This is a genomic window from Ruthenibacterium lactatiformans (genome assembly GCF_000949455.1).
GTDB lineage: Bacteria > Bacillota > Clostridia > Oscillospirales > Ruminococcaceae > Ruthenibacterium > Ruthenibacterium lactatiformans.
This window is the reverse complement of record NZ_JXXK01000044.1, coordinates 1-22350: the sequence shown is the minus strand read 5'-3', so window position 1 is coordinate 22350 and position 22350 is coordinate 1. Positions and strand designations below refer to the sequence as shown.

Genomic DNA, 22350 nt, shown 5'->3' with positions numbered 1-22350 from the left:
GAACGCGAACAGCAACAAGAGGATCATTGAGGCGCCGTAAAGGCGCACATCACCGGCGCGGCTCTCGGCGGCCGGCGCGGGCCGCGGGGCCGGCGCATCCGCCCGGGCCGCGCCGCGTCATAAGACGGTACCGCACAATTCCGACGCCGACAGCGCAATGAGATTTTTGCGAAACATGGCGGAGAGCCATGGCGGCACAGTGCCTGAAGCTCAGGGTGTAAATTGTGCGGTCTGTCTTCGATGAAACCGGAAAGGGATAAGCCGTATGCCAGAAGAAAATACCCCCAAAAACCCGGCGGAGCACGATTCCTTTGCAAAAGCTCTGCGCCGCACGGCGCGCCCGGCTCATTTTGCAAGCCTTGCCCGCCGCGCCGCCGCCTGCCTGCGGGAGCGCGGCGCCGAGGCGCTGTGGCGCGAGGCGTCGTTCCGCATCAGCCTGATGACAAAGGGCGAGGTGTGGCGTTTCCGCGCCGACATCCCGCTGCGCCGGGAGCTTAAGGCCCAGCGCGCGGCGCGCTTTGCCCGCATGCCGCTTGTGTCGGTGGTGGTGCCGTTGTACAATACGCCGCCCAAATTTTTGCGCGAAATGATGCGGAGCGTGCTGGGCCAGACCTACGCCGGCCTGGAGCTGGTGCTGACGGACGCATCCGACGCGGCCCACGGTGAGGTGGAAAAGGCTGTGCGTGCCGTGCGGGACGCGCGCGTGCATTATATCCGCCTTGCCAAAAACGGCGGCATTGCCGAAAACACCAACGCGGCCCTTGCGGCGGCACAGGGAGAGTATATCGCTTTGCTGGACCACGACGACGTGCTCACCCCCAATGCGCTGTACGAGGCGGTGAAAGCCGTCAACGAGCAGGGGGCGGACTTTGTTTATTCGGATGAGATCGTGCTGGATTCCACGCTGAAAAAGCTGGGCGAATACCATTTCAAGCCGGACTTTTCCCCCGACACGCTGCGCGGCTGCAATTACATCACGCATCTGGCCGTATTCAGCCGTGCGCTGCTGGCGGCGGCGGGCGGCGGCGAACGCGCGGAATTTGACGGCGCGCAGGATTTCGACCTGATCCTGCGCTTGACGGAGCGCGCCCAAAAGGTGGCGCACGTTCCCAAAGTGCTGTATTGGTGGCGCGGGCACGGCGGCTCCACCGCCAGCGGCATGCAGGCAAAGCCTTATGCGCTGGCGGCGGGCGCGGCGGCGGTGGAGGCCCAGCTTCTGCGCCTGGGCATGCCCGGCCGCGTGGAACCCGTTCCCGGCAGCCCCGGCGCATACCACACCCGGTATGACGTCACGCGGCCCGGCCGCGTGACGGTGCTTATCCCCAACAAGGACCATTCGGAGGACCTGGCCCGCTGTCTGGAAAGCCTGTACCGGAACGCCGGCTGGGACGATCTGGAGGTGCTGGTGCTGGAAAACAATTCCACACAGGCCGAAACGTTCGCCTGTTACGGGCGGGCACAGCAGCAGTACCCGAACTGCCGCGTGCTCACCTACAAAGGCGGCTTCAATTTCAGCGCCATCAACAATTTCGGCGCGCGGCATGCCACGGGCGAACACCTGCTGCTGCTGAATAACGACATCCAGGTGGAAACGCCCGGCTTCGTGCGGGAGCTGCTGTCTTATTCCCAGCGGCCGGACGTGGGAGCCGTGGGCGCGAAGCTTTTTTACCCCGACGGAACCATCCAGCACGCGGGCGTATTCATCGGTTTGGGCGGCAGCGCCGGACACAGCCATAAGGGCCACCCGCGGGACAGCGGCGGCGATATGTACCGCCTTGCGACCACGCAGAATATGTGCGCGGTGACGGGCGCGTGCCTGATGGTGAAAAAAGAGCTTTACGACCGCTTCGGCGGGCTGGACGAAGAAAATTTCGCCGTAGCGTACAATGACGTGGACTTTTGCCTGCGGCTGTGGCAGAGCGGGCTGCTGAACGTAATGACGCCCTTTGCGGCGGCGGTGCACCATGAGAGCAAGAGCCGGGGCGACGATACCCGCGCGGGCGGCGAGAAGCAGGCCCGGTACGAAAGGGAAAAAGCGCGCTTTTGTGCCAGATACGCTGGACTGATGCAGCAGGGCGACCCGTATTATAATCCGCATTTTACGCTCCTATATGAAAACTATGGGTATAAATGAAGAAAATTATACAAAATACGCGACCTGAAAGAGCTGCAGGGCCCCGCTTGCGGCATTGCCTGCGCAGCGGCGGATGCGGGAACCGGGCCGCGTGCGTCTTTGTGCCGCGCCGGTTCGGGGCGCGTTCATAGTCCATAAAGGGACGGCCTTTGGCCCGCAGCGCTGTTTGAACGGCCGCGCAAAGCGCTTCACGGCGGCGCATAAAAGGCAAGGCTGGCCATTGTTAAAAAGGAGATTATCCATGAATTTGAAAATCAAGCGCATGCGGGAGCTGGCGGGCTTCTTTGCCCAGACGGTGCGCACGGATGGCTTCGGCCCCACGCTCAAGCGTTCGGCGGCATTTTTGAAGCGGCGCTTCGGCAGCAAAAAAGGGCGTTTTCTGCCCCAAAAGGAAACGCTGGCGGCCCAGCGCGCGCTGGATTACGGCGCGCTGGGCTGGCCTGCGGTGAGCATCTGCGTACCTTTGTACAATACGCCGCAGAAATACCTGCGCCAGCTGCTGGACAGCGTGTTGGGCCAGACCTGCCCGAATTGGCAGCTCTGCCTGGCCGACGCCAGCGACGCGGCCCACGGTGACGTGGCGCAAACGGTGCGCGCCTATCAGGCCCGGGATGCGCGTATCGTATATACGAAGGTGGAAAACAAAGGCATCTCGGCCAACACCAACGCCGCCGCCGCGCTGGCCGCCGGGGAGTACCTGGGCCTTGCCGACCACGACGACGTGCTGGCGCCTCATGCGGTATACGAGATGATGAAGGCCGCCCACGAGACGGGCGCGGCGTTTCTGTACAGCGACGAGGCGTTGTTCACTTCGGACATGCGCCGGCCCACGGCAGGCCACTTCAAACCGGATTTTGCGCCGGATTACCTCAACTGCTGCAATTACATCTGCCATTTTTCCGTGTTCCAAAAGGCTCTGTTCGACGCTGTGGGAGGGCTGGACCCTGCCTGTGACGGCAGCCAGGACCATGACCTGTTCCTGAAGCTGAGCGAGCGGGCCGTGCCTGTGCATGTTCCCAAGGTGCTGTATTACTGGCGTGTGCACGAGGGCTCCACCTCCGGCGGCACAGGGGCGAAGCCCTATGTGGCTGCGGCGGCCAAACGCGCCGTTGCGGGGCATCTGGCGCGCACGGGCGCAAAGGGCGCGGTGGCGGACGGCTTGTTTCCAAGCACCTACAAGGTGGAGTATGCCGTCGAGGGAAATCCGCTTGTCTCCATCCTCATCCCGAACAAGGACCACGCGGACGATCTGCGCAAGGCGCTGACGTCCATCTTCACCAAAACGGCGTATCCCAACTATGAGGTCCTTGTCGTCGAGAACAATTCCGTGGAGCCCGCCACCTTTGACTATTATCGGGAGCTGCAAAAGCAGCATCCCAACTGTCGCGTCGTGACGTACGAGGGCGGTTTCAATTTCAGTGCCATCAACAATTTCGGCCGTAAGGCCGCCCGGGGCGAATATCTGCTGCTGCTCAACAATGACGTGGAAGTCATCAACGGCACATGGCTGGGCGAGATGCTGGCCCTGTGCGCGCAGCCGGGCGTGGGCATCGTGGGCGCGAAGCTGTATTATCCGGACGATACCATCCAGCATGCGGGCGTGATCGTAGGGCTGGGCGGCTATGCGGGCCACAGCCACAAATACGCAAAGCGCGGCGGAAGCGGCTATATGTTCCGCGCGGCTACGGTGCAGGATCTTTCTGCCGTTACGGCCGCGTGCCTGCTGGTGAAGGCCGCGGTGTACGATGAAGCGGGCGGTTTGGACGAGGGCTTTGCGGTGGCGTTCAACGACGTGGATTTCTGCCTGCGCGTGCGGGCGCTGGGCTATCGGGTATTGTTCACGCCTTACGCCGAGCTGTACCACTATGAGAGCAAGAGCCGGGGCCTTGACACGAAAGGCCCGGCCAGGGAACGCTTTGAGGGCGAGCGCCGCCGCATGAAGCGGCGCTACGGCGAAAGGCTGCTGCGCGACCCGTTCTATAACCCAAATCTGACGCTGGACCGGGAGGATTTTTCCGAGAGCGACGCTCTGCCCAAGGACGACCCTGTGCCGGGCGTCCCGGCCCGTGGATAGCGCCAAGGCGGCGCTGCGCCGCGTGATGAAAGCGCGCATCGCCGCGCTGGACGCCGCTTATGATAAGGCGGCGGGCGAGGGCATCGTCCGGCGGCTGACGGCCCATCCCGCCTGGGCCGCGGCGGATTCCGTGTTCTGTTATGTGGGCCGCAGGGGCGAGATCGACACGCGGCCCCTTCTGCGCGCCGCGCTGGAGGCGGGCAAAACGCTGGCCGTACCGCTGTGCATGGGGCCGGGCATGATGCAGGCGCGGGCCGTGCGGAGCCTGGAGGAGCTTGCGCCGGCGGGGCCTTACGGCATTCCGGAGCCGCCTGCCGGTGCGCCGGAGGTGCCTCCGCAGCGATTGGCGCTGTGCGTGCTGCCCTGCCTTGCCGCCGCGCCGGATGGAACGCGCCTGGGTTATGGCGGCGGGTATTACGACCGCTTTCTGCCGTTGGCATGCAACGCAGTGAAGATCGCCCTGTGCCGCGCGGCGCTGCTGGAGCCTGTGTTGCCCCGGGAATGCCACGACGTGCGTGCGGATTTTGTACTGACGGAGGACGCGCTGTATGCCTGCAAGGGCGGCGGCTGAGGCGCCGCGCGGAAAGAGAGGAGCAACATGCGAGGAACATTGACGCTGCCCGACGGCTATGCGGGGCTGTGCAGCATCGACCTGCAAAAGGACAAGCGGCTGGCGCTGCTGATCAACGGGCTGGCGCTGCTCATCGCGCTGCCGTTGGTCTTTTTGGGCAACCGGATCGTGCTGCTGCGCACGCTGTTCAGTATGGACGATGGCTTCGGCTTTTATTTTCTGCGCCTGGGTATGCTGACGGCCGGGTATGCGGCATATGTTGTCCTGCACGAACTGGTGCATGGCGTCTGTATGAAATATTTCAGCGGCGCGCCCGTGCGCTACGGCTTCACCGGGCTGTACGCGTATGCGGGCAGCGAAGCTTATTTTACAAAGAAGCGCTATTTTATCATCGCGCTCGCGCCGGTGGCCGTTTGGGGCGTGGTGCTGCTGGCGCTGTGCATGCTTGTGCCCGCGCCGTGGTTTTGGACGGTCTATTTGATCCAGATCGGCAACATCGCGGGCGCGGCCGGAGACTTTTATGTGGTATGGCGCTTTGCCGCAATGCCACCGGACATTCTTGTGCGGGACGCGGGAGTGGACATGACGGTTTACAGCCGCGGGCGTAAAGTACAGGCTCAATGACATATGCGGCGGAAGCATCTGCGTGCTTCCGCCGCTTTTTTGTGGGCAGGGCTTGACTTTTATCTGCTACAAGTGTAGTATAAAATTGTCTTCTACAAATGTAGTAAAAGCGGCGTTATCTGCCGCATGCTGAAGGGGGCGAAAAAATGAAAGAAAAGCTGCGCCGTCTGCCGGATTCCGAGCTGGCGGTGATGCAGGCGCTTTGGCGCGCGGACGCGCCGCTCACGCGGCCGGAGCTGGACGCGGCGCTGACGCATAGGGAATGGGCGGCCACAACGGTGGTGGCTCTGTTGGCCCGGCTGGAGGGAAAGGGCTTCATTGCCCGCGAAAAACAGGGAAGGGGTTACCTGTACCGGGCGCTGGTAACGCAGGATGCATACCTTGCCGCCGAGAGCCGGACACTGCTGGGGACGCTGTATGGCGGCAGGCCGCGCAATTTTATCGCGGCCCTGCACGACGCAGACGCGCTGACGCCCAACGACATCGCGGAACTGGAGGATTACCTGGAAAAGGCAAAGCGGGGTGACGTGTGATGGAACGGCTTTTGTTCGCATACGCGGGCGTGGGGCTTGCCACGGGCGCAGCGGCGCTGGCACTTCTGGCTCTGGCTCCTTTTTGGGAAAAGCGGTATGCCGCGCGGTTTCGGTGCATTGTATGGCTGGCGCTGGCTGTACGCCTGCTGGTTCCGTTTGCGGCGCCGCTGCCTGCGCCCGCGCCTCAGCCACTGCTGCTGGAGCTGCCCGCCTCGCTGCCGGATACGGCGCGGGCAGGGGAAACACAGGCAGCCGGCGCGCCCCCGGGCCAGGCTGCGGGGACGGGGGAAAGCGTAGCGTCCGTACCGCAGGCATCCGACAGAAATACGGAACCGGAAATAAAGGAAGCCTTTGGAACAGCACAGGCGGCGCCGCGGGAACCGGATGCCGGCGTGCCGTCTGCACAGGAGGAAGGGCGGACGGAGGCTTCCGGAGCATCGCGCAAAACTCCCGTCCTCCGCTCCGGAGAGACCCTTCTTCCTGCGCCGGCGCGGCTGGCCGGCTTTGTGTGGCTGGCGGGCGTGGGCGTATGTGCGCTGTGGCACCTTGCGCATTATGCGGTATGGCGCGCCCGCACGTTCCATTGGAACCGGCCGATGGAAAGCTCTGCGGCGCAAAAGGCTCACGCCGCGGCCTGCCGGGCGGTGCGTATGCGCCGCGCACCGGGGATATATGCCAATGCCGTCGTGCCGTGCCCCATGGCTGTGGGCGTGCTGCGTCCGGTGGTGCTGGTCCCGGAGGCCCTGTGTGAAAGCCTGCTTTTGGAATGGATGCTTCGCCATGAATTGACGCACATAAAGCGCGGACATATCGTCTGCAAAGCGGTGCTGCTGTCTGCGTGCGCCGTACATTGGTATAACCCGGCGGTATGGCTGCTGGCGCGCCGGTGCGAAAAGGACCTGGAATTCGCCTGTGATGAAGCCGTGCTACACGGAACAAAGCTGGGAGCACCTGTCCGGGCGGCTTATGGTGAAGCTCTGCTGGCCGCTTTGAAGGCGGGAGCCGGCAGGCCCGCGCCGTTCACCACCTGCTTTGCGCCCGGTAAAAAAATGATGCTGCGCCGCTTTTCGGCCATTTTCAGCAAGACGGGAAAGCGCGCGGGCCGCGCGGCACTGGCCTGCATCCTCTGCCTGGCTGCGCTGGCAGGCAGCTTTGTGGCATGCAGTGCCGAACAGCCGCCGGTTTCCGTTAAATCCGCGGAAAGCGAGCCCAAGGCCGCGGCGCTGCCCGCGCAGGCCGGGTCCATGGAAAACGTGAAGGAGCACTGGCTGGTTTACGGCGCATCGGTTTATCCGGGGCGGGACGGCGAATGCGTGATGGCTTACAACAGCGCCGACGGCAGTGAGGTGTACGCGCCCGCGCCCCGGTGGGAGGGAAAACGCAATATCCTGTACGGCGGCAGTTACTGGCCCCGGGAAGATGCGTGGTTTACCGCAGCGTGTGATGCGGATGAGGAGCACCCCGGCCGCGTGACGCTGTACACCTCCCGCGACGGCGGCGCACAGTGGACGGCTCAACCGCTGGACCTGGTGGGTGAAGGGCAGAACACACCGATTGAAAACATATACTGCATGGAGGTCGTTCGGGACGACCTGTTCTATCTGATCACGGGCGTATATGCCGGAACGGGTGAAAGCCAAACAGCAAAGCTCTGGCTCTGGCGCTGCGAGGGCGCGCCCGACAAGCCGTTGGAGCGGGGGGCGGTGCAGGGGTGGCCCGTTCCTCTGCCGGAGAATACCCACGTCAGGCGGGCGCGTTTTGTGAACGCTTCTGTGGGATATATCACCGCCGGGTATGAAATGGGCGAGCGGTTTACTCCGCAGCCCAACGTGCTGCGCACGGTGGACGGCGGCCAAACGTGGCAGCGGCTGGACTTTCGCGCCGCGCTGCACGATGCGCCCTATGGCGGGTATCTTGGCTGCTGCATTTTCATGCAGGGGACGACAACGGAGATTCGCTGCTTTACGCCGCTGAATGGAATCACGCTGGAGAATGTGTCGCTTGTTTCCGAAGACTTTGGCGAGACGTGGAACTGGTATCCACGCATGTATGTTCGGGATGAGGCCGGGACGATCACAGCCATCCGGTATTTCACGGATAAGGCCGACGGCCTGCGCCTGCAGCTGGAGGAATGCGAAAAGCAGTTACCCGCGCAGCCGGATGCGGCCCGCGAGGAGGAGCATGCCGCCTGGTGCGAGCGGCTGGAGAAAGCCATCGCACGCCAGGAGGCAGAGCGTACCTGACGGCGGAACACAAAAAGGGCGGGGAGTTCCCCGCCCTTTTGCTATTTCATTTTTGAAAATTGCTCCAGCGCTTTTTTCAGATTTTCCACAGTGGTTTCCCGGTCGCCCGTTTCAAAGCCCGCCAGCACACAGTGCTCCAGATGCTCCGCCATGATGAGCCGCGCCACCTGCGTCAGCGCGCTGGACGCACTGGAGAGCTGTACCAGCAGGTCGTCGCAGGGGCGGCCCTCCTCCACCATGTCGCGGATGCCGTTTACCTGCCCCGCGATACGCGCAAGACGCTGTGTCACACCGCTTGAATGTTTACATTCCATCGTTTTCCTCCCTGTCTGCCCGCACGGGCCTGCCGTTTTGACGGGGCGGAACGCCCGGCAGAAGCCGAAACACGCGCCCGTCGATTTGTAATATTCCGTCCCGCCGCATGCGCGAAAGCTCCCGGCACAGAGCGCTGCGCTCGCAGCCCAGATATGCCGCCAGCCCGGCGCGGGTGTACGGCGTGCGCACAGCGCCGCCCGGCGCGGGCAGAGCCTCGGTGCGCAGATAGTGCAGCACCTTTTCCCGCAGCGAATGCAGCATCAGAAGCTCCACCCGCCGGTCCAGCGCGAAGTATTTGTCCGCCATGGCCGCCACGAGGTTTTGCAGCACTGCCGCGTGGGCGGCGTCCAGCGGAACGCCCGGCCGCAGCAGGCTTTTGTAGGGGATGAGCAGTACCGTCACGTCCGTTGCGGCCGTCACGGTCACCGGGCTTTTTGCTCCCCGGCTGCCCGCCAGAATGTCCGCGAAGATGCCGCCCGGCCCCATGCGCGTCAGCGTAAGCGTCACGCCGTCCGCCGTCTGTTTTTCCGCCTCGATCTGTCCGCAGAGCACCACGCCCAGCTCCTGCGTCTCGTACCCGGCCAGCAGCAGCACCTCGCCCTTTGAAAAGCTGCGGCGCACCGGATGCAGGCTTTGCAGCAAAGCGGCTGTCTGCGTGTCCGAAAGGCCGGCAAACAGACTGCAGCGCCGTAAGATCGTTAAATTTTCTTCCATCTTTTTCACCTTTTGTTGCTGCTGCAACAGTATTCCTTGCTCTATTATAGTAGAATAGGGCACAGACCGCAAGCGCGCTGTATGAATTTGTGCGCGCGGGAATGGCCGGGCAGATCCGGCAAGGGAAAAGGAGTTATGAAAAACATGAAAAAAATGCTTTCTGCCGCACTGGCGCTGGCAGTTGCGCTGGGCCTTTTGGCCGGCTGCAGCGGTGCGCCCGCTTCTTCTGCGGCGTCCGTCTCCGGTGCGCCCGCTGTTTCGTCCTCTGCCGCCGCAGGCAGCGCCGCGCCCGAGAGCACAGGCACACCTGCGGCCGAGCGCACGGCTTTCCGCATCGCCAGCCTGAAAGGGCCCACGACCATGGGCCTTGTAAAGCTGATGGACGAAGCCGACAAGGGCGAGGCCCGCCACGATTATGAAGTGACCATGTACGGCGCGGCGGATGAGATCGCCCCGCAGCTTATAAAGGGCGATATCGACGTGGCGCTGGTGCCGTGCAACCTGGCCGGCGTGCTGTACAACAAGACCGGGGGCGCCGTCGAAGTGGCCGCCGTCAACACACTGGGCGTGCTGTATGTCGTCACCACAGGCGACGACATCACCAGCGTGGCCGATTTGGCGGGCAAAACCATTTACACCACGGGCAAGGGGACCACGCCGGAGTATGTGCTCAACTATGTGCTGACGCAGAATGGCCTTACCCCGGGCGAGGACGTGACCATCGAATACATGAGCGAGGCCACCGAGGTGCTGGCGGCGATGCAGGCGTCCAGCGGCTATCCCGTTGCCATGCTGCCTCAGCCCTATGTGACCACTGCCCAGATGCAGATGGAAGGCCTGAAGGTGGCGCTGGATATGACCGAGGAATGGGACAAGGTCTCGCCGGATTCCGCGCTGGTGACAGGCGTTGTGGTAGCACGCAAAGAGTTTGTGGAGCAGAACGAGGCCGCATTTAACGAGTTTTTGGAGGATTACAAGGCCAGCACCGAGTTCGTGAACGCCAATGTGGACGAGGCTGCCGCGCTGGTGGCGGGCTATGAGATCGTGCCCAAGGAGCCCATCGCGCAAAAGGCGCTGCCGGAGTGCAATATCACTTTCATCAGCGGCGCGGATATGAAAGCGAAGGTGAGCGGTTACCTGAAGGTGCTGTACGACCAGAACCCCGAGGCCGTGGGCGGCACGCTGCCCGACGACGCATTCTATTATGGCGCGTAACAAACGGAAAAACCGAATCGCAAACACACTGGCTGTCTGCTTCTGGCTTTGTGCCTGGCAGGCGGCCAGCGTCTGCATCGGGCAAAAGCTGATTTTGGTTTCGCCGCTGGAGGTGTGCGGTGCGCTGCTGGCGCTGCTGCCCACGGCGGATTTCTGGCAGACGGCGGCGTTCAGCGCCGGGCGCATCATCGGCGGCTTCCTGCTGGCGCTGGCGCTGGGCCTTGCGCTGGCGGCGCTGGCCGCCGCGCTGCGCTGGGTGGAGGTGCTGCTGCGGCCGCTGATGCTCACCATCAAATCCATCCCCGTGGCCAGTTTTATCATTCTTGCGCTGATGTGGCTGCGCAGCGCGGGCAATCTGGCGGTGTTCATCAGCTTTTTGATGGTGCTGCCCGTGGTGTATACGAACACGCTGGCGGGCATCCGTGAAACGGACGCCCGGCTGCTGGAAATGGCGGCCGTATTCCGCGTGCCGCCGGCAAAGCGGGTGCGGTATCTTTACGTGCCCGCCGCGCTGCCGTATTTCCGCTCGGCCTGCACGGTGGGCCTTGGCCTTTGCTGGAAAAGCGGCGTGGCGGCGGAGGTCATCGGCATCACCAGCGGCAGCATCGGGGAAGCGCTGTACAATGCAAAGATATTGTTTTCCACGGCCGAGCTTTTGGCATGGACCGTGGTGATCGTGCTGCTGAGCCTTGCGTTTGAAAGGCTGTTTTTGTGGGGCCTTGCACGGGTGGAAAGCGTTTTGCTGGAAAGGAGCGGCACATGAGCATCGAACTGGTGAACGTGTCCAAGGCGTTTGGCGAAACGCAGGTGCTGCGCGGCCTTTCGGAGCGGTTTGCACAGGGAGAAGCCGTTTGTGTGATGGGGCGCTCGGGCCTCGGCAAAACAACGTTGGCGCGCATCGTTATGGGGCTGGAAAAGCCCGATGCGGGCGCGGTGCGCGGTGCAAAGGGAAAACGCTTTGCAGCCGCCTTTCAGGAGGACAGGCTGGTGGAGCGCCTTTCCGCGCAGGGGAACCTGCGGTTTGCCTGCGGTGCGGCGCTGGATGAGCCGCGCATGGCGGAGGCTTTCGCGGCTGTGGGCCTGACCCCGCAGGATGTGGAGAAGCCTGTCGGCGAGCTTTCCGGCGGGCAGCGGCGGCGTGTGGCGCTGCTGCGGGCCTTGATGGCTCCGGCGGACGTGGTGGTGCTGGACGAACCGTTCAAGGGCCTGGACGAAGCCGCGCGGCAGGCGGCCGCCGCATATGTGCGGCGTATGCAGGCCGGGCGCACGCTGCTGTGCATCACCCACGAGGAGGGCGACGCGGCGCTGCTGGGCGCGCGGGTGTTCCGCCTGCCGGAGGCGGCGGAACAGCAGGAAGGACGATAAGAAAAGGGCCGAAGCCGTGATAAACGGCTTCGGCCCTTTTAACGTATGGACAACTAAGTTTTTGAACCTTTCAGAACGGTGCGGAACGCGTCGGCAAGCGCGTAAATAAGAACAAACGCGATCAGGGCCCAGCGCAATGCGGCTGTCCAGGGCCATTGGGTGAAAATTTCCACTGTGAGCAGCAGAAAAATTGCGCTTAGACAGGAAAACACGACGGTCACTAAACGGTATTCGGCCTTTTTATTGGCGTTTTCCCGCTTTAAAACGCTGAACCAATAGGAATTGGAAAGGACAGGCCTCTTCCCGCGCGCGGTAAAGGAAGCATAAATACCCGCGGCGAGGGCGACTGCGGCGGTAAAACAGCCAGCGGCAAACAAAACAGGTTCCATAGGCGTACCCCCAAAAAAACAGCTCTGGACGGCTCCAGTTTACCACTTTTTCGCCGGACTGACAACAAAACCGGCCCTGTCCGCTCCGTTTTCACAAATCTATCAAAAAAATTGCGCCGGTTTTTCATATTCCGGCGTTAAAATTATTTTTAATCTTGTGAGTAAAGGAGACGGGACGTTTGATCACAGTGAAGGAACTGACAAAGCGCTACGGCGCCCATACGGCGGTAGACGCGCTGAGCTTCACCGTGGACAAGGGCCAGATCTACGGCCTGCTTGGGCCGAACGGCGCAGGCAAATCCACGACGATGAACATCATCACAGGCTATATTTCCGCCACGGACGGCACTGCCGAGATCGACGGCTGCGATATTTTCGACAGCCCTGCAGAGGCCCGCGCCAAGATCGGTTATCTGCCCGAGCAGCCGCCGCTGTATACGGATATGACGCCGCGGGAATACCTGGCCTTTGCGGCCGAGCTGAAGGGCCTGCCGCGGGAGCAGCGCAAGGCGGCGGTGGAGCAGTGCATGGAGCGCACCAATATTGCAGACGTGGCCGACAGGCTCATCCGCAACCTTTCCAAGGGCTACCGCCAGCGCGTGGGGCTTGCCTGCGCGCTGCTGGGCGACCCGCCCGTCATCATTCTGGATGAGCCCACCGTCGGCTTGGACCCAAAGCAGATCATCGAGATCCGCGAGCTCATCCGCTCCCTGGGGCAGGAACATACCGTGTTGCTGTCCAGCCACATCCTTTCCGAGGTGAACGCCGTGTGCGACAAGGTGCTCATCATGAGCCACGGAAAGCTGGTTGCCTGCGACACGCCCGAAAACCTGACAGCTCACGCGGCCGGGCACGCCGCACTGCGCATCACGGTGCTGGGAACGCAGGAGGCGGTGCAGGCCGCGCTGTCCCCGCTGCTGGAGCAGGGAGCGCAGGCTGTCGAATTTGTTCCCTGCGAAGAAGAAAACGCCGTCACGGCCCGCATCGTCTGCTCTGGCGGCGCGGATCTGCGCGCACCGGCGGGCATTGCGCTGGCGGGCGCGGGCCTGGCCGTGCTGCGCATGGACGCCGAAACAACAAGCCTGGAGGATGTGTTCCTGGAGCTGACCGGGGACGAGCCGGAGGCCGGTGAAGAAGAGACGTCGGGACGCGCGGACGAGGATGAAGACGGGACCGCCGCACAGGCAGCGCTGGAAATGGCGGGCGATGCACCGGAAGAGATTGCGTCCGAGGAGGAAAGCACAGCGCACGCACATCAGCCGGAAAATGGGGAGGAGGAGCGCAAATGAAAGCCGTGTACAAAAAAGACCTGAAGAGCGCCTTCACCGGGATGATCGGCTGGGTGCTGTGCGCGTTTGTCGTTGTAGTGGTAGGCCTGTACTTTACGGCCATCTGCCTGCAGTCCGGCTACGCCGATTTCAGCCTGGTGCTTTACAACACCACATTCATCTTTCTCGTGGTGGTGCCGCTGCTTACCATGCGGAGCATCGTTGAGGAACGCCGCCAGAAAACGGACCAGCTTCTGCTTACCTCCCGCGCCTCCATCGCGGGGATCGTGTGGGGAAAATATCTGGCACTGGTGACGGTGTACGCCATCCCGCTGGCCATTGTGGGGATATGCCCGCTGGTAATGCGCGCCTACGGCTCGGTGTCGCTGGCGCGCAGCTATGCGGCGCTGCTGGCGTTTTTTCTGATGGGCGCGGCGGCCATTGCCATCGGCCTGTTCATGAGCAGCCTGACGGAAAACCAGATCATCGCCGCTGTATGCACGTTCGGCTCGCTTTTGTTTTGTATCTGATGCCCAGCATCGCGGGGCTGATTTCCAGCAGCGCCGCGGCTTCTCTGGCTGCATTCACGGTGCTGGCCGCTCTGCTGGCGCTGTTCCTGCACTGGATGACGAAAAGCCTTGTGCTGCCCAGCGCCGTGTTTTGTGTGCTGGAGGGTGGCCTGGCCGCCGTGTATTTCCTCAAGCCCGCGTGGCTGGAAGGTTTGTTCCCGAAGCTTCTCAACAGCCTGGCGCTGTTCGGCCGGTTCGACAATTTTGTCAACGGCCTGTTCGACATTTCTTCTCTGGTGTATTTTGTTTCCGTGGCGCTGCTTTTTGTGTTCTTCACCTGCCAGGGAATTGAAAAACGCCGCTGGTCGTGAGAAAGGAGGAACGAACGATGCAGGACAACAAACGACCCGAGGGAAAGGGACGCACGGTGCGGGACGCGCTGCATTCCCGCGCATTTAAAAACGGCGCTTATGCGAGCGTGCTGTGTGCCGTGATGCTGGCGCTGGTGGTTGCGCTGAACCTTTTTGTAGGCGCGCTGCCCGCGAAGTATCTGCGGTACGATATGACGGAAAATAAGCTGTACAGCCTTTCACAGGAGACAGAGGACCTGTGCGCGGCCTTAACGCAGGACGTAACGTTCTACTACCTGGGCCGTACCGGCCAGGAGGATGCGGCCGTCACCGAGCTGCTGGACAAGTACAAAGACGCTTCATCCCACATCCAGGTGGTGCAGAAAGACCCCGTGCTTTATCCCACCTTCGGCGCGGCGTATGATGCGGCGGACGCCGCGGTGGGCAGTATCATCGCGGTGTGCGGTGAACGCTACCGTGTGGTGGACGCAGGAGACCTGTACACCTATACGCCCAACTACCAGACTTATACCTATGATACGGAATTTGACGGGGAGGGAGCCTTGACGAGCGCGCTTTCCTATGTGGCCAGCGAGGAAGCGCCGCTGCTGTACACCTTGTCCGGTCACGGCGAAGCCGGGCTTTCCGCCACGCTCACGGACGGCGCTGAGCGCCAGAACATGAGCTTTGAAACGCTTGCGCTGCTGACGGCGGACGCAGTGCCTGAGGATGCGGCGGCTGTGGTGCTGAATGCGCCCACAAAGGATATTTCCGCCGAGGAGGCCGAGCGCCTGCGCGCCTATCTGGCGGGCGGCGGCAGCCTGTTCCTGGTGACGAACTACGGTGATTACAGCACGGAAGCCATGCCCAACCTGACGGCGCTGCTGGCGGAATACGGCATGGACGCGCGGGACGGCATCGTCATTGAAAATGACCAGAACCGCTTTTTGAGCGGCTATCCGTATTATCTGCTGCCCAATATCAAGAGCCATGACGTCACTCAGCCGCTGGTGGACAGCGGCAGCTATGTGCTCGCACCGCTGGCCCACGCCATCACGGTGCTGGACGAAATGCCGGAGAATGTCTCGGTGGACGCGCTGCTGGCCACTTCCGCCAGCGCCTATTCCAAAACAGATGCCTACAACGTCGAATCCATTGCTCAGGCGGACGGGGACCCGACGGGAACGTTCAACGTGGCGGCTGCGGCGCAGAACAGTAAGACGGGCGGCAAGGTGGTGTGGCTCTCCACCAGCGGTCTTCTGGACGAGACCATGGACCAGATGGTCTCCGGCTCCAACAGCGACCTGGTGCTGAATGCTTTCAGTTGGCTGACGGGCAGCGAGAGCGGGATCACAATCCACGCAAAATCCCTTACGACAGAAACGCTGACGGTACCCTCCGGCGCGGGCAGCCTGTGGAGCGGGCTGTTGATGTTCGCAATTCCGGGCGCGATGCTCGTCCTCGGCGTGGTGATCTGGGCCATGAGGAGGAAACGCTGATGAAAAACAGAAAAACAGCCGTACTGCTGGGCGCTGCGGCGCTCACCGCGGCGCTTGGGCTGGGCTATGGGCTGTTGACGGGGGCGGAGCAGGCGGAGGAGAGTTCCTCCGCCGCCGGTGTAGCGGCGTTTTCGCCCACGGGCGCCGTCAGCGTGATTTGTTACGAAAATGAGGGCGGCGAGATCGCGCTGGAATACCTGGATGACACCTGGACGCTCCGGCGGGACGCGGATTTCCCTGTGAACCAGACAAGCGCCGAGAGCATGGCGAATTACCTCGCCCCGCTGAATGCCACCGCCCTGGTAACACAGAGCGGGGCCGACCTGGTGGCTTACGGGCTGGACGAGCCGTCCAACCGCATTGAAGTGGCGACCGATGCGGGCGAGACCTGTACGGTGCTGGTGGGGGCGCAGAATACCCACACCGGAGAATACTATATCAAGCTGGAGGGCGAAGAACCCGTATATACGGTATCCGAGAGCTTTGCCGCAGCTTTTACGCGTACGGAGCGCGGCCTGCAGCAGACAGAGAACTGGCCCGTAGAGAGCACCGACAGCGTAACGCGCGCCACACTGGAGCAAGGCGGCAATACGCTGACGGTGGACGTATCGGAGGACGCGGACGGGAACAAAACATATACGGCATCCGACACAGCACGTACTGAAACGCCGGATACGGCCGCCGCGCAGGCATTCATCAGCAGCGCGGCCACACTGTATTTCAGCAGCAGCGCGGATTTTAAGCCAACGGACGAGGCGCTGGCGGCATATGGTCTGGCGGAGCCCTCCGCCACGCTCACCGTGGAGTGGACGCGCACGGACGACGCCTCCGGCGCACAGGAGAGCGTCACCTCGGTGCTGTACCTGGGCGCCGTCGATGCGAACGGAGATTATTACGCCCGGCTGGCGGATTCCAACGCCGTGAGCACGCTGAACGCGACGGCGCTTTCAGGCGTGCTGGGCATGACGCTGGACGGCATGCTGCCCGCAGAGAAGGAGAGCGCTCCGGAAAGTGCGCCTGCCTCAGAGAGCGGCTCTGCTTCCGCGGCAAGCGCAGCGGATTGAGGGTGTTGCAAAAAGGGTCGTCCCATTAGGGTTGTTTGAAAATGGAGGAAATACAGCTTTTTTGATTTTCAAACAACCCCTGGACGGCCTTGAATGCCGTCGTTGACATGCTCCTGACAAGCGGACCGCTGCTTAATATATCCGGAATAATACTGCAATACCGTTTCTGCCGCTTTCGGCTCTCAGGCAGCAACTTTAGCATACCTTGCATATTCTTTTTTGGAAAACAGAAACGGCGGTTTGAAATTCAATATTTCAAAACCGCCGTTAGGCTTTTCTTTTTTATTTGACTTATGAGCATACAGCCGGAAAAACAAACGTTTTTATTTCCCGTTGGGCAGCAGTTCTGTTGACTCATGATTGCAGTTTTCTGCCAGAAGCTATCTCAAAATGATATTTTACAATTCCCAAATCCAGTTTTGTGTAAAAGCCCTTACCGCAAACCGCATTGACTTTACTGTCAGAAAACAATTCAAAGAAAAATTTCTGTTGGTTCATTGCGGTCGGCGCAAGAAGTGCGGCTTCCATACCATTCAAAAACCATTCAGGCATATTTTCCGTACGATTACAGACTGCCTGCAATGGTTTGTTTTTATGTGGCGCGCCTTGTGTTTCACCATGACCAAACGCGATCAGGCATATTTGCTTTTCTCCCTTGCGAACATCCGCTTGGCTTTTGCCATGAGTCATTGCCACCCAGCAGCTGTTGAGCCCTAGTTCCTGTACGTTCAAAACAATTTTTTCTCCATAATATCCCAATGCTTCCTCAAGCTTTGGGGATTTTTTACCCACGAGAGCGATATAGTTCTTTACCCCGGAAAATTTGCCGTAATGCGCCATCATGGAGTCAAAACATTGCGGCTCGTCATAAAAAATCTGAATATGCAATCCCGCTTCGCCGTTGATTTCTTCAATCAGGTGATTGAGCGCGATTCGCTGTTCCGGGCCAATCGCAATATCTTTGTATTGACGGACGCTATGCCGCTGTTTCATAAGTTCCAATATTTCCATTGCAAATTTACCTCCAATTTTGTTTCTTTATTCACAGCTTCTGTCCGGCAATTTTTTTGAAATTTTCATGGCAAGCTGTAAGGTGGAAACCAGCTGTTCAAAGGCCTCCATTTCGGGGTCAAAATAATAATAATTTTTTGTTCCCTCTTTACGTACTTTAACAATTCCGGCGTCTTTCATAATTTGCAAGTGATGGGAAACCGCCGGACGGGAAAGGTTTGTTTTCTTTGTAATATCACCGACTCGAACACCCATGCAATTCCCCATTTTCATCATTTCTAAAATGAGGTGTTGCCTTGTTTCATCACCGATGGCCGTCAATATCTTTGCCGAGGCGGAGAAGTTTTCTGCCAAAGTGAAAATTTTTTCATTTGGTTCCATGCACATCTCCCTTTCGTTCAAACGCTTAAACTGTAAACAGTATAGCATAGAATATTGGAAAACGTTCATTGGTAAAGAAAATCGAGATGAAAGAAAAGCTTTTGGAAAACTTTATTCCGAGCTTTGGGAAAGCCTGCCGCGCGGCGTTCATGCGCGGGATAGTTCAGCAGGAGAAAAAAGCAGGACAGCATAGCAAAGGCTATGCTGTCCTGCAAGATTGGAATTTTTATGGGGCGGCTTTTTGATATGCACGCGTTACGCGTTGACAGCGTTGTCCATCAGGTAGTTGTTGGCAAGCTCGCTCAACACGACCATGGACACATACGGGCGTCCGAAATGCTCTTCATAAGTGGAATAGTCTTCGGTGCCCATGTTGTCGGAAAAATATTTGGCGAGCGCCGCGTCGTCGGCTTTTAGCTTTGCATCCTCGGCAATGGCCTGGATGATGAGAAGCTGAGTGGCGGAAGACTTGATATCTTCCGCGTATTGCTCCAGAAACGCTTCCTCGCTGGCTACACCCATCGCCTGCAGGAACGTGGCGGAATCGATTCCGTACATGGAAGCCTGACTTTTCAACTGGTTCAGCATGGCGCCGCTCTGGAAATCGAGCACAGCCTGCGGCACTTCGCTTACGGTGGAGTTCTCTATCATATAGTTCCAGATAAATTGAAAGATCTGGCTTTGGCGCAGATCCTCGCGGATGGAATCACGCACGTCATCGGCGCTTTCCCAGCCATAGCTGGCTGTCAGGTTCTCTTTTACGAAATCGTCGTTGAACTCCGGCGTAACGTCCTCGCCCTCGATGTAATTGATGGTCACTTCAAACACCGCGTCCTTGCCGGCAAGATCCGGGTTGTTTTCATACGGGTCGGGGAAGGTGACCTCCACGTCGAAGGTCTCGCCGGGCGTATGGCCGATGATCTGCGTGAGAAAATCGTCGATGAACTGCGCGCTGCCGGCCTGTACGCTCTGACTGCTGGCTGTGCCGCCGTCAAATTTCTCGCCGTCAATGCTGCCGGAATAGTCGATGTTCACCTGGTCTCCGTCCTCGATGGCGCGGTCGGTGATCTGCTCGGGCTTGGCGTACTGGGCCATGATGCTGTCGATCTGCGCCTGCACGTCCTCATCGCTCACGTCGGCGGTGCCGGCGGCCAGGGGAATGGCGGCGTAATCGGCGGGCAGCGTTACGTAATCCAGCGCGGTGACGCCGTCAATGTGGCCGTTTTCAGCCAGGCCCTTGCTGTAATCGATGCTCTCCGCGCTGGCGGATGTGCTGGAAGACGCGCTGGCGGAAGCAGACGCGCTGGCGGAACCGGATGCGCTTGTGCTGCCGGAAGAGCTGGATGCGGAATTGCAGCCGGCAAGCAAACCGGCGCAGAGCGCGGCAGCCAGGGCGGCGCTGATAAATTTCGTTGTCTTTTTCATGGGGGCCTCCTAAATCATTCTAAAACGCGGCAATGCCGCAATGTCCTTATTATACACGAATTCTGTGTACAAGGTATGGATTTTTCAAAAAAATTTGCGGATTTGCGGCTTTTCCGCATGGGGAGCGCGATTTTTACGGCATGAAACGGCCCGGCCCGTAGCCAAGACGGCGGAAAACCTGTATAATATAAATCAAACCTGCATGGAACAATACCGAAAGGGCGGCGGAAATATGGATTATTACAAAGCGGCGCTGGAGCTGCACGAACAGCACAAGGGCAAGATCGAGGTGACGGCCAAGGTGCCCGTAAAGACCCGGGACGACCTGTCCGCGGCATATACCCCGGGCGTGGCCGAGCCCTGCCGGGAGATCGCCAAAGACCCGGCGGCGGCCTATACCTATACAGCCAAGGGAAACCTGGTGGCTGTTGTGACCAACGGCACGGCGGTGCTGGGGCTGGGCGATATCGGCGCGGCGGCGGCCATGCCCGTCATGGAGGGCAAAGCCATCCTGTTTAAGGAGTTCGGCGGTGTGGATGCGTTCCCCATCTGCCTGGATACAAAAGACCCGGAGCAGGTCATCGAGGCCGTGCGCCTGCTGGCTCCCACCTTCGGCGGCGTGAATCTGGAGGATATCTCCTCGCCCAATTGCTTCTACATTGAGGAAACGTTGGAAAAGGAGCTGGACATTCCCGTGTTCCACGACGACCAGCACGGCACGGCCATCGTGGTGACGGCGGCGCTGCTGGGCGCGCTGCGTGTGGTGAAAAAGGAGATCGGCGCCATCCGCGTGGTGGTGAACGGCCCGGGCGCGGCGGGCACGGCCATCATCAAAATGCTGCTGGCGGCGGGCGTGCGGGACGTGATCGCCTGCGACGAAAACGGCATTTTGTACAAAGAGCGGGGCGTGGGCATCGTGGACCACAAAGAGATGCTGTGCGGCATCACGAACAAAAGCGGCATGCGCGGCACGCTGGCCGACGCGGTAAAGGGCGCGGATGTATTCATCGGCGTTTCCGTGGGCGGCGCGCTGAAGCCGGAGATGGCCCGCACCATGGCGCGGGATGCCATTGTATTCGCCATGGCCAACCCCGTGCCGGAGATCACACCCGAGGAGGCCAGGGCGGCGGGCGTGCGCGTGATGGGCACGGGCCGCAGCGATTATCCCAACCAGATCAACAACGTGCTGGCGTTTCCCGGTGTGTTCAAGGGCGCGCTTTCGGTGCGCGCGCGGGACATCAACAGCGCCATGAAGGTGGCCGCAGCCCACGCCATCGCGGATCTTGTCAGCGACGAAGAACGCAATGAGGATTACATCATCCCGGGCGCGTTCGACGCGCGTGTAGCGCAGGCGGTAGCTGACGCCGTCGCGCGGGCCGCGCGGGAATCGGGGGTGGCGCGGCTGTGAGGGACATCCCTGCGAGCGCTGTCACCGCCGCCGTAAAGGCGCTGTGCGTGCCGGCCAACAACCAGCTCCCGCCCGATGTGGAAGCCGCCGTGCGCGGCGCGTATGAAAGCGAGCCGTGGCCCATTGCAAAGCAGACGCTGGGCACGCTGTGCCAAAACCTGGACGCGGCCCGGGCCACGGGCCTGCCCATCTGCCAGGATACGGGAATGGCCTGTGTATTTGCCGAAATCGGCCAGGATGTGCATATCACCGGCGGTTCCTTTGAAGAAGCGGTGGACGAAGGTGTGCGCCAGGGCTATACCGAGGGATATCTGCGCAAATCCGTGGTGGCGGACCCCATCCGCCGGGGCAACACGGGGGACAACACGCCCGCTGTGCTCACGGTGCGTCTTGTGCCCGGGGACAAGCTGCGGCTGACGCTGGCACCCAAGGGGTTCGGCAGCGAAAACATGAGCCGTCTTGCCATGCTGCGTCCCAGCGATGGCGAGCAGGGCGTGAAAGATTTTGTTCTGGACGCTGTGCGCCGGGCCGGGCCGAACCCCTGTCCGCCCGTTGTAGTGGGCGTGGGCATTGGCGGCACGTTCGACCGTGTGGCCCTTCTTGCAAAGCGGGCTCTGCTGCGCCCGCTGGGCAGCCGCCATCCGGACCCGTACTATGCGGCCATGGAACAGGAGCTTTTGGAAAAGATCAACGAACTGGGCACGGGGCCGCAGGGCTTCGGCGGGCGGACCACGGCGCTTGGGCTGCAGATCGAAACATTCCCCACGCACATCGCGGGCCTGCCTGTGGCGGTGAACATCAACTGCCACGTAACCCGTCACGCGGAGGTGGTGCTGTAATGGAATATAAGCTGACGGCCCCGCTTTCCAAAGCGGATGCGGCAAAGCTGCGCGCGGGGGACACGGTGCTGCTTTCGGGAACCATTTACACGGCCCGGGACGCTGCTCACAAGCGCCTGTGCGCGCTGGCGGCAGAGGGCAAGTCTCTGCCCTTTGCCATTGAGGACGCGGTCGTTTATTACGCCGGCCCCACGCCCGCCCGCCCGGGCGGGGTGATCGGTTCCGTGGGCCCCACCACCAGCTACCGTATGGACGCCTACGCGCCCACGCTGCTGGACATGGGCCAGACGGGCATGATCGGCAAAGGCGCGCGGGGGCCGGAGGTCGTGGCGGCCATGCGCCGGACGGGCGCCGTATACTTTGCGGCTATCGGCGGCGCGGGTGCGGCCATTGCCGCCTGTGTGCAGAGCGCGGAGCTT

General features: G+C 61.1%; 24 protein-coding genes. 18 read left to right on the top strand and 6 right to left on the bottom strand.

Annotated features, from left to right (window positions below):
* Window positions 1-265: 265 nt before the first annotated feature.
* The 6 genes from TQ39_RS18175 to TQ39_RS18150 all read left to right on the top strand — a co-directional run bounded on the left by TQ39_RS18175 (window position 266) and on the right by TQ39_RS18150 (window position 8179).
* Window positions 266-2134: a glycosyltransferase family 2 protein gene (locus TQ39_RS18175; RefSeq protein ID WP_050006586.1), complete on the top strand. Its 1869-nt coding sequence runs from the start codon at window positions 266-268 to the stop codon at window positions 2132-2134.
* A 241-nt stretch (window positions 2135-2375) separates the two neighbouring features.
* Entirely contained in the window at window positions 2376-4208 is a 1833-nt protein-coding gene (locus TQ39_RS18170) for a glycosyltransferase family 2 protein (protein ID WP_050006585.1), read from the top strand.
* A complete protein-coding gene (locus tag TQ39_RS18165) occupies window positions 4201-4779 on the top strand; it encodes a 5-formyltetrahydrofolate cyclo-ligase (protein ID WP_050006584.1) in 579 nt (192 codons plus the stop codon). The genes TQ39_RS18170 and TQ39_RS18165 overlap by 8 nt, the downstream gene beginning before the upstream one ends.
* A gap of 27 nt (window positions 4780-4806) precedes the next feature.
* Window positions 4807-5403, top strand: a complete 597-nt coding sequence (locus tag TQ39_RS18160) for a DUF3267 domain-containing protein (protein ID WP_050006583.1) — start codon at window positions 4807-4809, stop codon at window positions 5401-5403.
* 146 nt (window positions 5404-5549) lie between these two features.
* Window positions 5550-5936, top strand: coding sequence for a BlaI/MecI/CopY family transcriptional regulator (locus tag TQ39_RS18155; RefSeq protein WP_009324967.1), 387 nt, complete (start codon window positions 5550-5552; stop codon window positions 5934-5936).
* Window positions 5936-8179: a M56 family metallopeptidase gene (locus tag TQ39_RS18150; RefSeq protein WP_050006582.1), complete on the top strand. Its 2244-nt coding sequence runs from the start codon at window positions 5936-5938 to the stop codon at window positions 8177-8179. Before TQ39_RS18155 ends, TQ39_RS18150 begins: the two co-directional genes overlap by 1 nt.
* 41 nt (window positions 8180-8220) lie before the next feature.
* Here TQ39_RS18150 and TQ39_RS18145 read toward each other — a convergent pair whose 3' ends face one another.
* Window positions 8221-8493 carry a metal-sensitive transcriptional regulator gene (locus TQ39_RS18145; RefSeq protein ID WP_009324964.1) on the bottom strand — a complete coding sequence of 91 codons (273 nt, stop codon included), beginning with the start codon at window positions 8491-8493 and terminating at the stop codon, window positions 8221-8223.
* Window positions 8483-9208, bottom strand: coding sequence for a Crp/Fnr family transcriptional regulator (locus tag TQ39_RS18140; RefSeq protein ID WP_058722791.1), 726 nt, complete (start codon window positions 9206-9208; stop codon window positions 8483-8485). The genes TQ39_RS18145 and TQ39_RS18140 overlap by 11 nt, the downstream gene beginning before the upstream one ends.
* A gap of 144 nt (window positions 9209-9352) precedes the next feature.
* On the opposite strand from TQ39_RS18140, the gene TQ39_RS18135 reads away from it, so the two are divergent.
* The 3 genes from TQ39_RS18135 to TQ39_RS18125 are packed head-to-tail and all read left to right on the top strand — an operon-like array spanning window position 9353 to window position 11788.
* The gene (locus TQ39_RS18135; RefSeq protein ID WP_009324962.1) at window positions 9353-10423 is read left to right on the top strand and encodes an ABC transporter substrate-binding protein; all 1071 of its coding nucleotides are present in this window, start codon (window positions 9353-9355) and stop codon (window positions 10421-10423) included.
* A complete protein-coding gene (locus tag TQ39_RS18130) occupies window positions 10413-11186 on the top strand; it encodes an ABC transporter permease (RefSeq protein WP_009324961.1) in 774 nt (257 codons plus the stop codon). Before TQ39_RS18135 ends, TQ39_RS18130 begins: the two co-directional genes overlap by 11 nt.
* Complete coding sequence (locus TQ39_RS18125) at window positions 11183-11788, top strand: ABC transporter ATP-binding protein (RefSeq protein WP_050006581.1); 606 nt, start codon at window positions 11183-11185, stop codon at window positions 11786-11788. Before TQ39_RS18130 ends, TQ39_RS18125 begins: the two co-directional genes overlap by 4 nt.
* 53 nt (window positions 11789-11841) lie before the next feature.
* Here TQ39_RS18125 and TQ39_RS18120 read toward each other — a convergent pair whose 3' ends face one another.
* A complete protein-coding gene (locus TQ39_RS18120) occupies window positions 11842-12177 on the bottom strand; it encodes a hypothetical protein (protein ID WP_154521183.1) in 336 nt (111 codons plus the stop codon).
* A gap of 188 nt (window positions 12178-12365) precedes the next feature.
* Between TQ39_RS18120 and TQ39_RS18115 the strand changes: the two genes are divergently transcribed.
* The 5 genes from TQ39_RS18115 to TQ39_RS18095 are packed head-to-tail and all read left to right on the top strand — an operon-like array spanning window position 12366 to window position 16867.
* The gene (locus TQ39_RS18115) at window positions 12366-13466 is read left to right on the top strand and encodes an ABC transporter ATP-binding protein (protein ID WP_306554907.1); all 1101 of its coding nucleotides are present in this window, start codon (window positions 12366-12368) and stop codon (window positions 13464-13466) included.
* A complete protein-coding gene (locus tag TQ39_RS20585) occupies window positions 13463-13975 on the top strand; it encodes an ABC transporter permease (RefSeq protein WP_050006579.1) in 513 nt (170 codons plus the stop codon). The genes TQ39_RS18115 and TQ39_RS20585 overlap by 4 nt, the downstream gene beginning before the upstream one ends.
* Window positions 13966-14325, top strand: a complete 360-nt coding sequence (locus TQ39_RS20580; RefSeq protein ID WP_167541553.1) for a hypothetical protein — start codon at window positions 13966-13968, stop codon at window positions 14323-14325. The genes TQ39_RS20585 and TQ39_RS20580 overlap by 10 nt, the downstream gene beginning before the upstream one ends.
* Window positions 14326-14342: 17 nt before the next feature.
* Window positions 14343-15803, top strand: a complete 1461-nt coding sequence (locus tag TQ39_RS18100) for a GldG family protein (RefSeq protein ID WP_050006577.1) — start codon at window positions 14343-14345, stop codon at window positions 15801-15803.
* Window positions 15803-16867 carry a DUF4340 domain-containing protein gene (locus TQ39_RS18095; protein WP_050006576.1) on the top strand — a complete coding sequence of 355 codons (1065 nt, stop codon included), beginning with the start codon at window positions 15803-15805 and terminating at the stop codon, window positions 16865-16867. The genes TQ39_RS18100 and TQ39_RS18095 overlap by 1 nt, the downstream gene beginning before the upstream one ends.
* Before the next feature lie 354 nt (window positions 16868-17221).
* Here TQ39_RS18095 and TQ39_RS18090 read toward each other — a convergent pair whose 3' ends face one another.
* Window positions 17222-17878 carry a nitroreductase family protein gene (locus tag TQ39_RS18090; RefSeq protein ID WP_009324954.1) on the bottom strand — a complete coding sequence of 219 codons (657 nt, stop codon included), beginning with the start codon at window positions 17876-17878 and terminating at the stop codon, window positions 17222-17224.
* A 27-nt stretch (window positions 17879-17905) separates the two neighbouring features.
* Complete coding sequence (locus TQ39_RS18085; protein WP_050006575.1) at window positions 17906-18259, bottom strand: ArsR/SmtB family transcription factor; 354 nt, start codon at window positions 18257-18259, stop codon at window positions 17906-17908.
* A 68-nt stretch (window positions 18260-18327) separates the two neighbouring features.
* Here TQ39_RS18085 and TQ39_RS21105 point away from each other — a divergent pair, with 68 nt between their 5' ends.
* On the top strand, window positions 18328-18504 hold the full coding sequence (locus TQ39_RS21105; RefSeq protein WP_156146409.1) for a hypothetical protein: 177 nt from the start codon (window positions 18328-18330) through the stop codon (window positions 18502-18504).
* Between the two features lie 10 nt (window positions 18505-18514).
* Here TQ39_RS21105 and tig read toward each other — a convergent pair whose 3' ends face one another.
* Window positions 18515-19684 carry a trigger factor gene (tig, locus tag TQ39_RS18080; protein WP_009324952.1) on the bottom strand — a complete coding sequence of 390 codons (1170 nt, stop codon included), beginning with the start codon at window positions 19682-19684 and terminating at the stop codon, window positions 18515-18517.
* 232 nt (window positions 19685-19916) lie between these two features.
* On the opposite strand from tig, the gene TQ39_RS18075 reads away from it, so the two are divergent.
* The 3 genes from TQ39_RS18075 to TQ39_RS18065 form a co-directional block, all read left to right on the top strand.
* Window positions 19917-21092 (top strand): NAD(P)-dependent malic enzyme, encoded by a 1176-nt coding sequence (locus tag TQ39_RS18075; RefSeq protein ID WP_050006587.1) that lies wholly within the window; start codon window positions 19917-19919, stop codon window positions 21090-21092.
* A complete protein-coding gene (locus TQ39_RS18070; protein WP_009324950.1) occupies window positions 21089-21931 on the top strand; it encodes a fumarate hydratase in 843 nt (280 codons plus the stop codon). The genes TQ39_RS18075 and TQ39_RS18070 overlap by 4 nt, the downstream gene beginning before the upstream one ends.
* The coding region (locus TQ39_RS18065) for a fumarate hydratase C-terminal domain-containing protein (RefSeq protein ID WP_050006574.1) at window positions 21931-22350 on the top strand (420 nt) is incomplete at its 3' end. The genes TQ39_RS18070 and TQ39_RS18065, both read left to right, overlap by 1 nt.

Bases quoted from the DNA above. Each gene is read 5' to 3' on its own strand.
- TQ39_RS18175 (WP_050006586.1), top strand. From the start codon at position 266: ATGCCAGAAGAAAATACCCCCAAAAACCCGGCGGAGCACGATTCCTTT.
- TQ39_RS18170 (WP_050006585.1), top strand. From the start codon at position 2,376: ATGAATTTGAAAATCAAGCGCATGCGGGAGCTGGCGGGCTTCTTTGCC.
- TQ39_RS18160 (WP_050006583.1), top strand. From the start codon at position 4,807: ATGCGAGGAACATTGACGCTGCCCGACGGCTATGCGGGGCTGTGCAGC.
- TQ39_RS18155 (WP_009324967.1), top strand. From the start codon at position 5,550: ATGAAAGAAAAGCTGCGCCGTCTGCCGGATTCCGAGCTGGCGGTGATG.
- TQ39_RS18150 (WP_050006582.1), top strand. From the start codon at position 5,936: ATGGAACGGCTTTTGTTCGCATACGCGGGCGTGGGGCTTGCCACGGGC.
- TQ39_RS18145 (WP_009324964.1), bottom strand. From the start codon at position 8,493: ATGGAATGTAAACATTCAAGCGGTGTGACACAGCGTCTTGCGCGTATC.
- TQ39_RS18140 (WP_058722791.1), bottom strand. From the start codon at position 9,208: ATGGAAGAAAATTTAACGATCTTACGGCGCTGCAGTCTGTTTGCCGGC.
- TQ39_RS18135 (WP_009324962.1), top strand. From the start codon at position 9,353: ATGAAAAAAATGCTTTCTGCCGCACTGGCGCTGGCAGTTGCGCTGGGC.
- TQ39_RS18130 (WP_009324961.1), top strand. From the start codon at position 10,413: ATGGCGCGTAACAAACGGAAAAACCGAATCGCAAACACACTGGCTGTC.
- TQ39_RS18125 (WP_050006581.1), top strand. From the start codon at position 11,183: ATGAGCATCGAACTGGTGAACGTGTCCAAGGCGTTTGGCGAAACGCAG.
- TQ39_RS18120 (WP_154521183.1), bottom strand. From the start codon at position 12,177: ATGGAACCTGTTTTGTTTGCCGCTGGCTGTTTTACCGCCGCAGTCGCC.
- TQ39_RS20585 (WP_050006579.1), top strand. From the start codon at position 13,463: ATGAAAGCCGTGTACAAAAAAGACCTGAAGAGCGCCTTCACCGGGATG.
- TQ39_RS18100 (WP_050006577.1), top strand. From the start codon at position 14,343: ATGCAGGACAACAAACGACCCGAGGGAAAGGGACGCACGGTGCGGGAC.
- TQ39_RS18095 (WP_050006576.1), top strand. From the start codon at position 15,803: ATGAAAAACAGAAAAACAGCCGTACTGCTGGGCGCTGCGGCGCTCACC.
- TQ39_RS18090 (WP_009324954.1), bottom strand. From the start codon at position 17,878: ATGGAAATATTGGAACTTATGAAACAGCGGCATAGCGTCCGTCAATAC.
- TQ39_RS18085 (WP_050006575.1), bottom strand. From the start codon at position 18,259: ATGGAACCAAATGAAAAAATTTTCACTTTGGCAGAAAACTTCTCCGCC.
- tig (WP_009324952.1), bottom strand. From the start codon at position 19,684: ATGAAAAAGACAACGAAATTTATCAGCGCCGCCCTGGCTGCCGCGCTC.
- TQ39_RS18075 (WP_050006587.1), top strand. From the start codon at position 19,917: ATGGATTATTACAAAGCGGCGCTGGAGCTGCACGAACAGCACAAGGGC.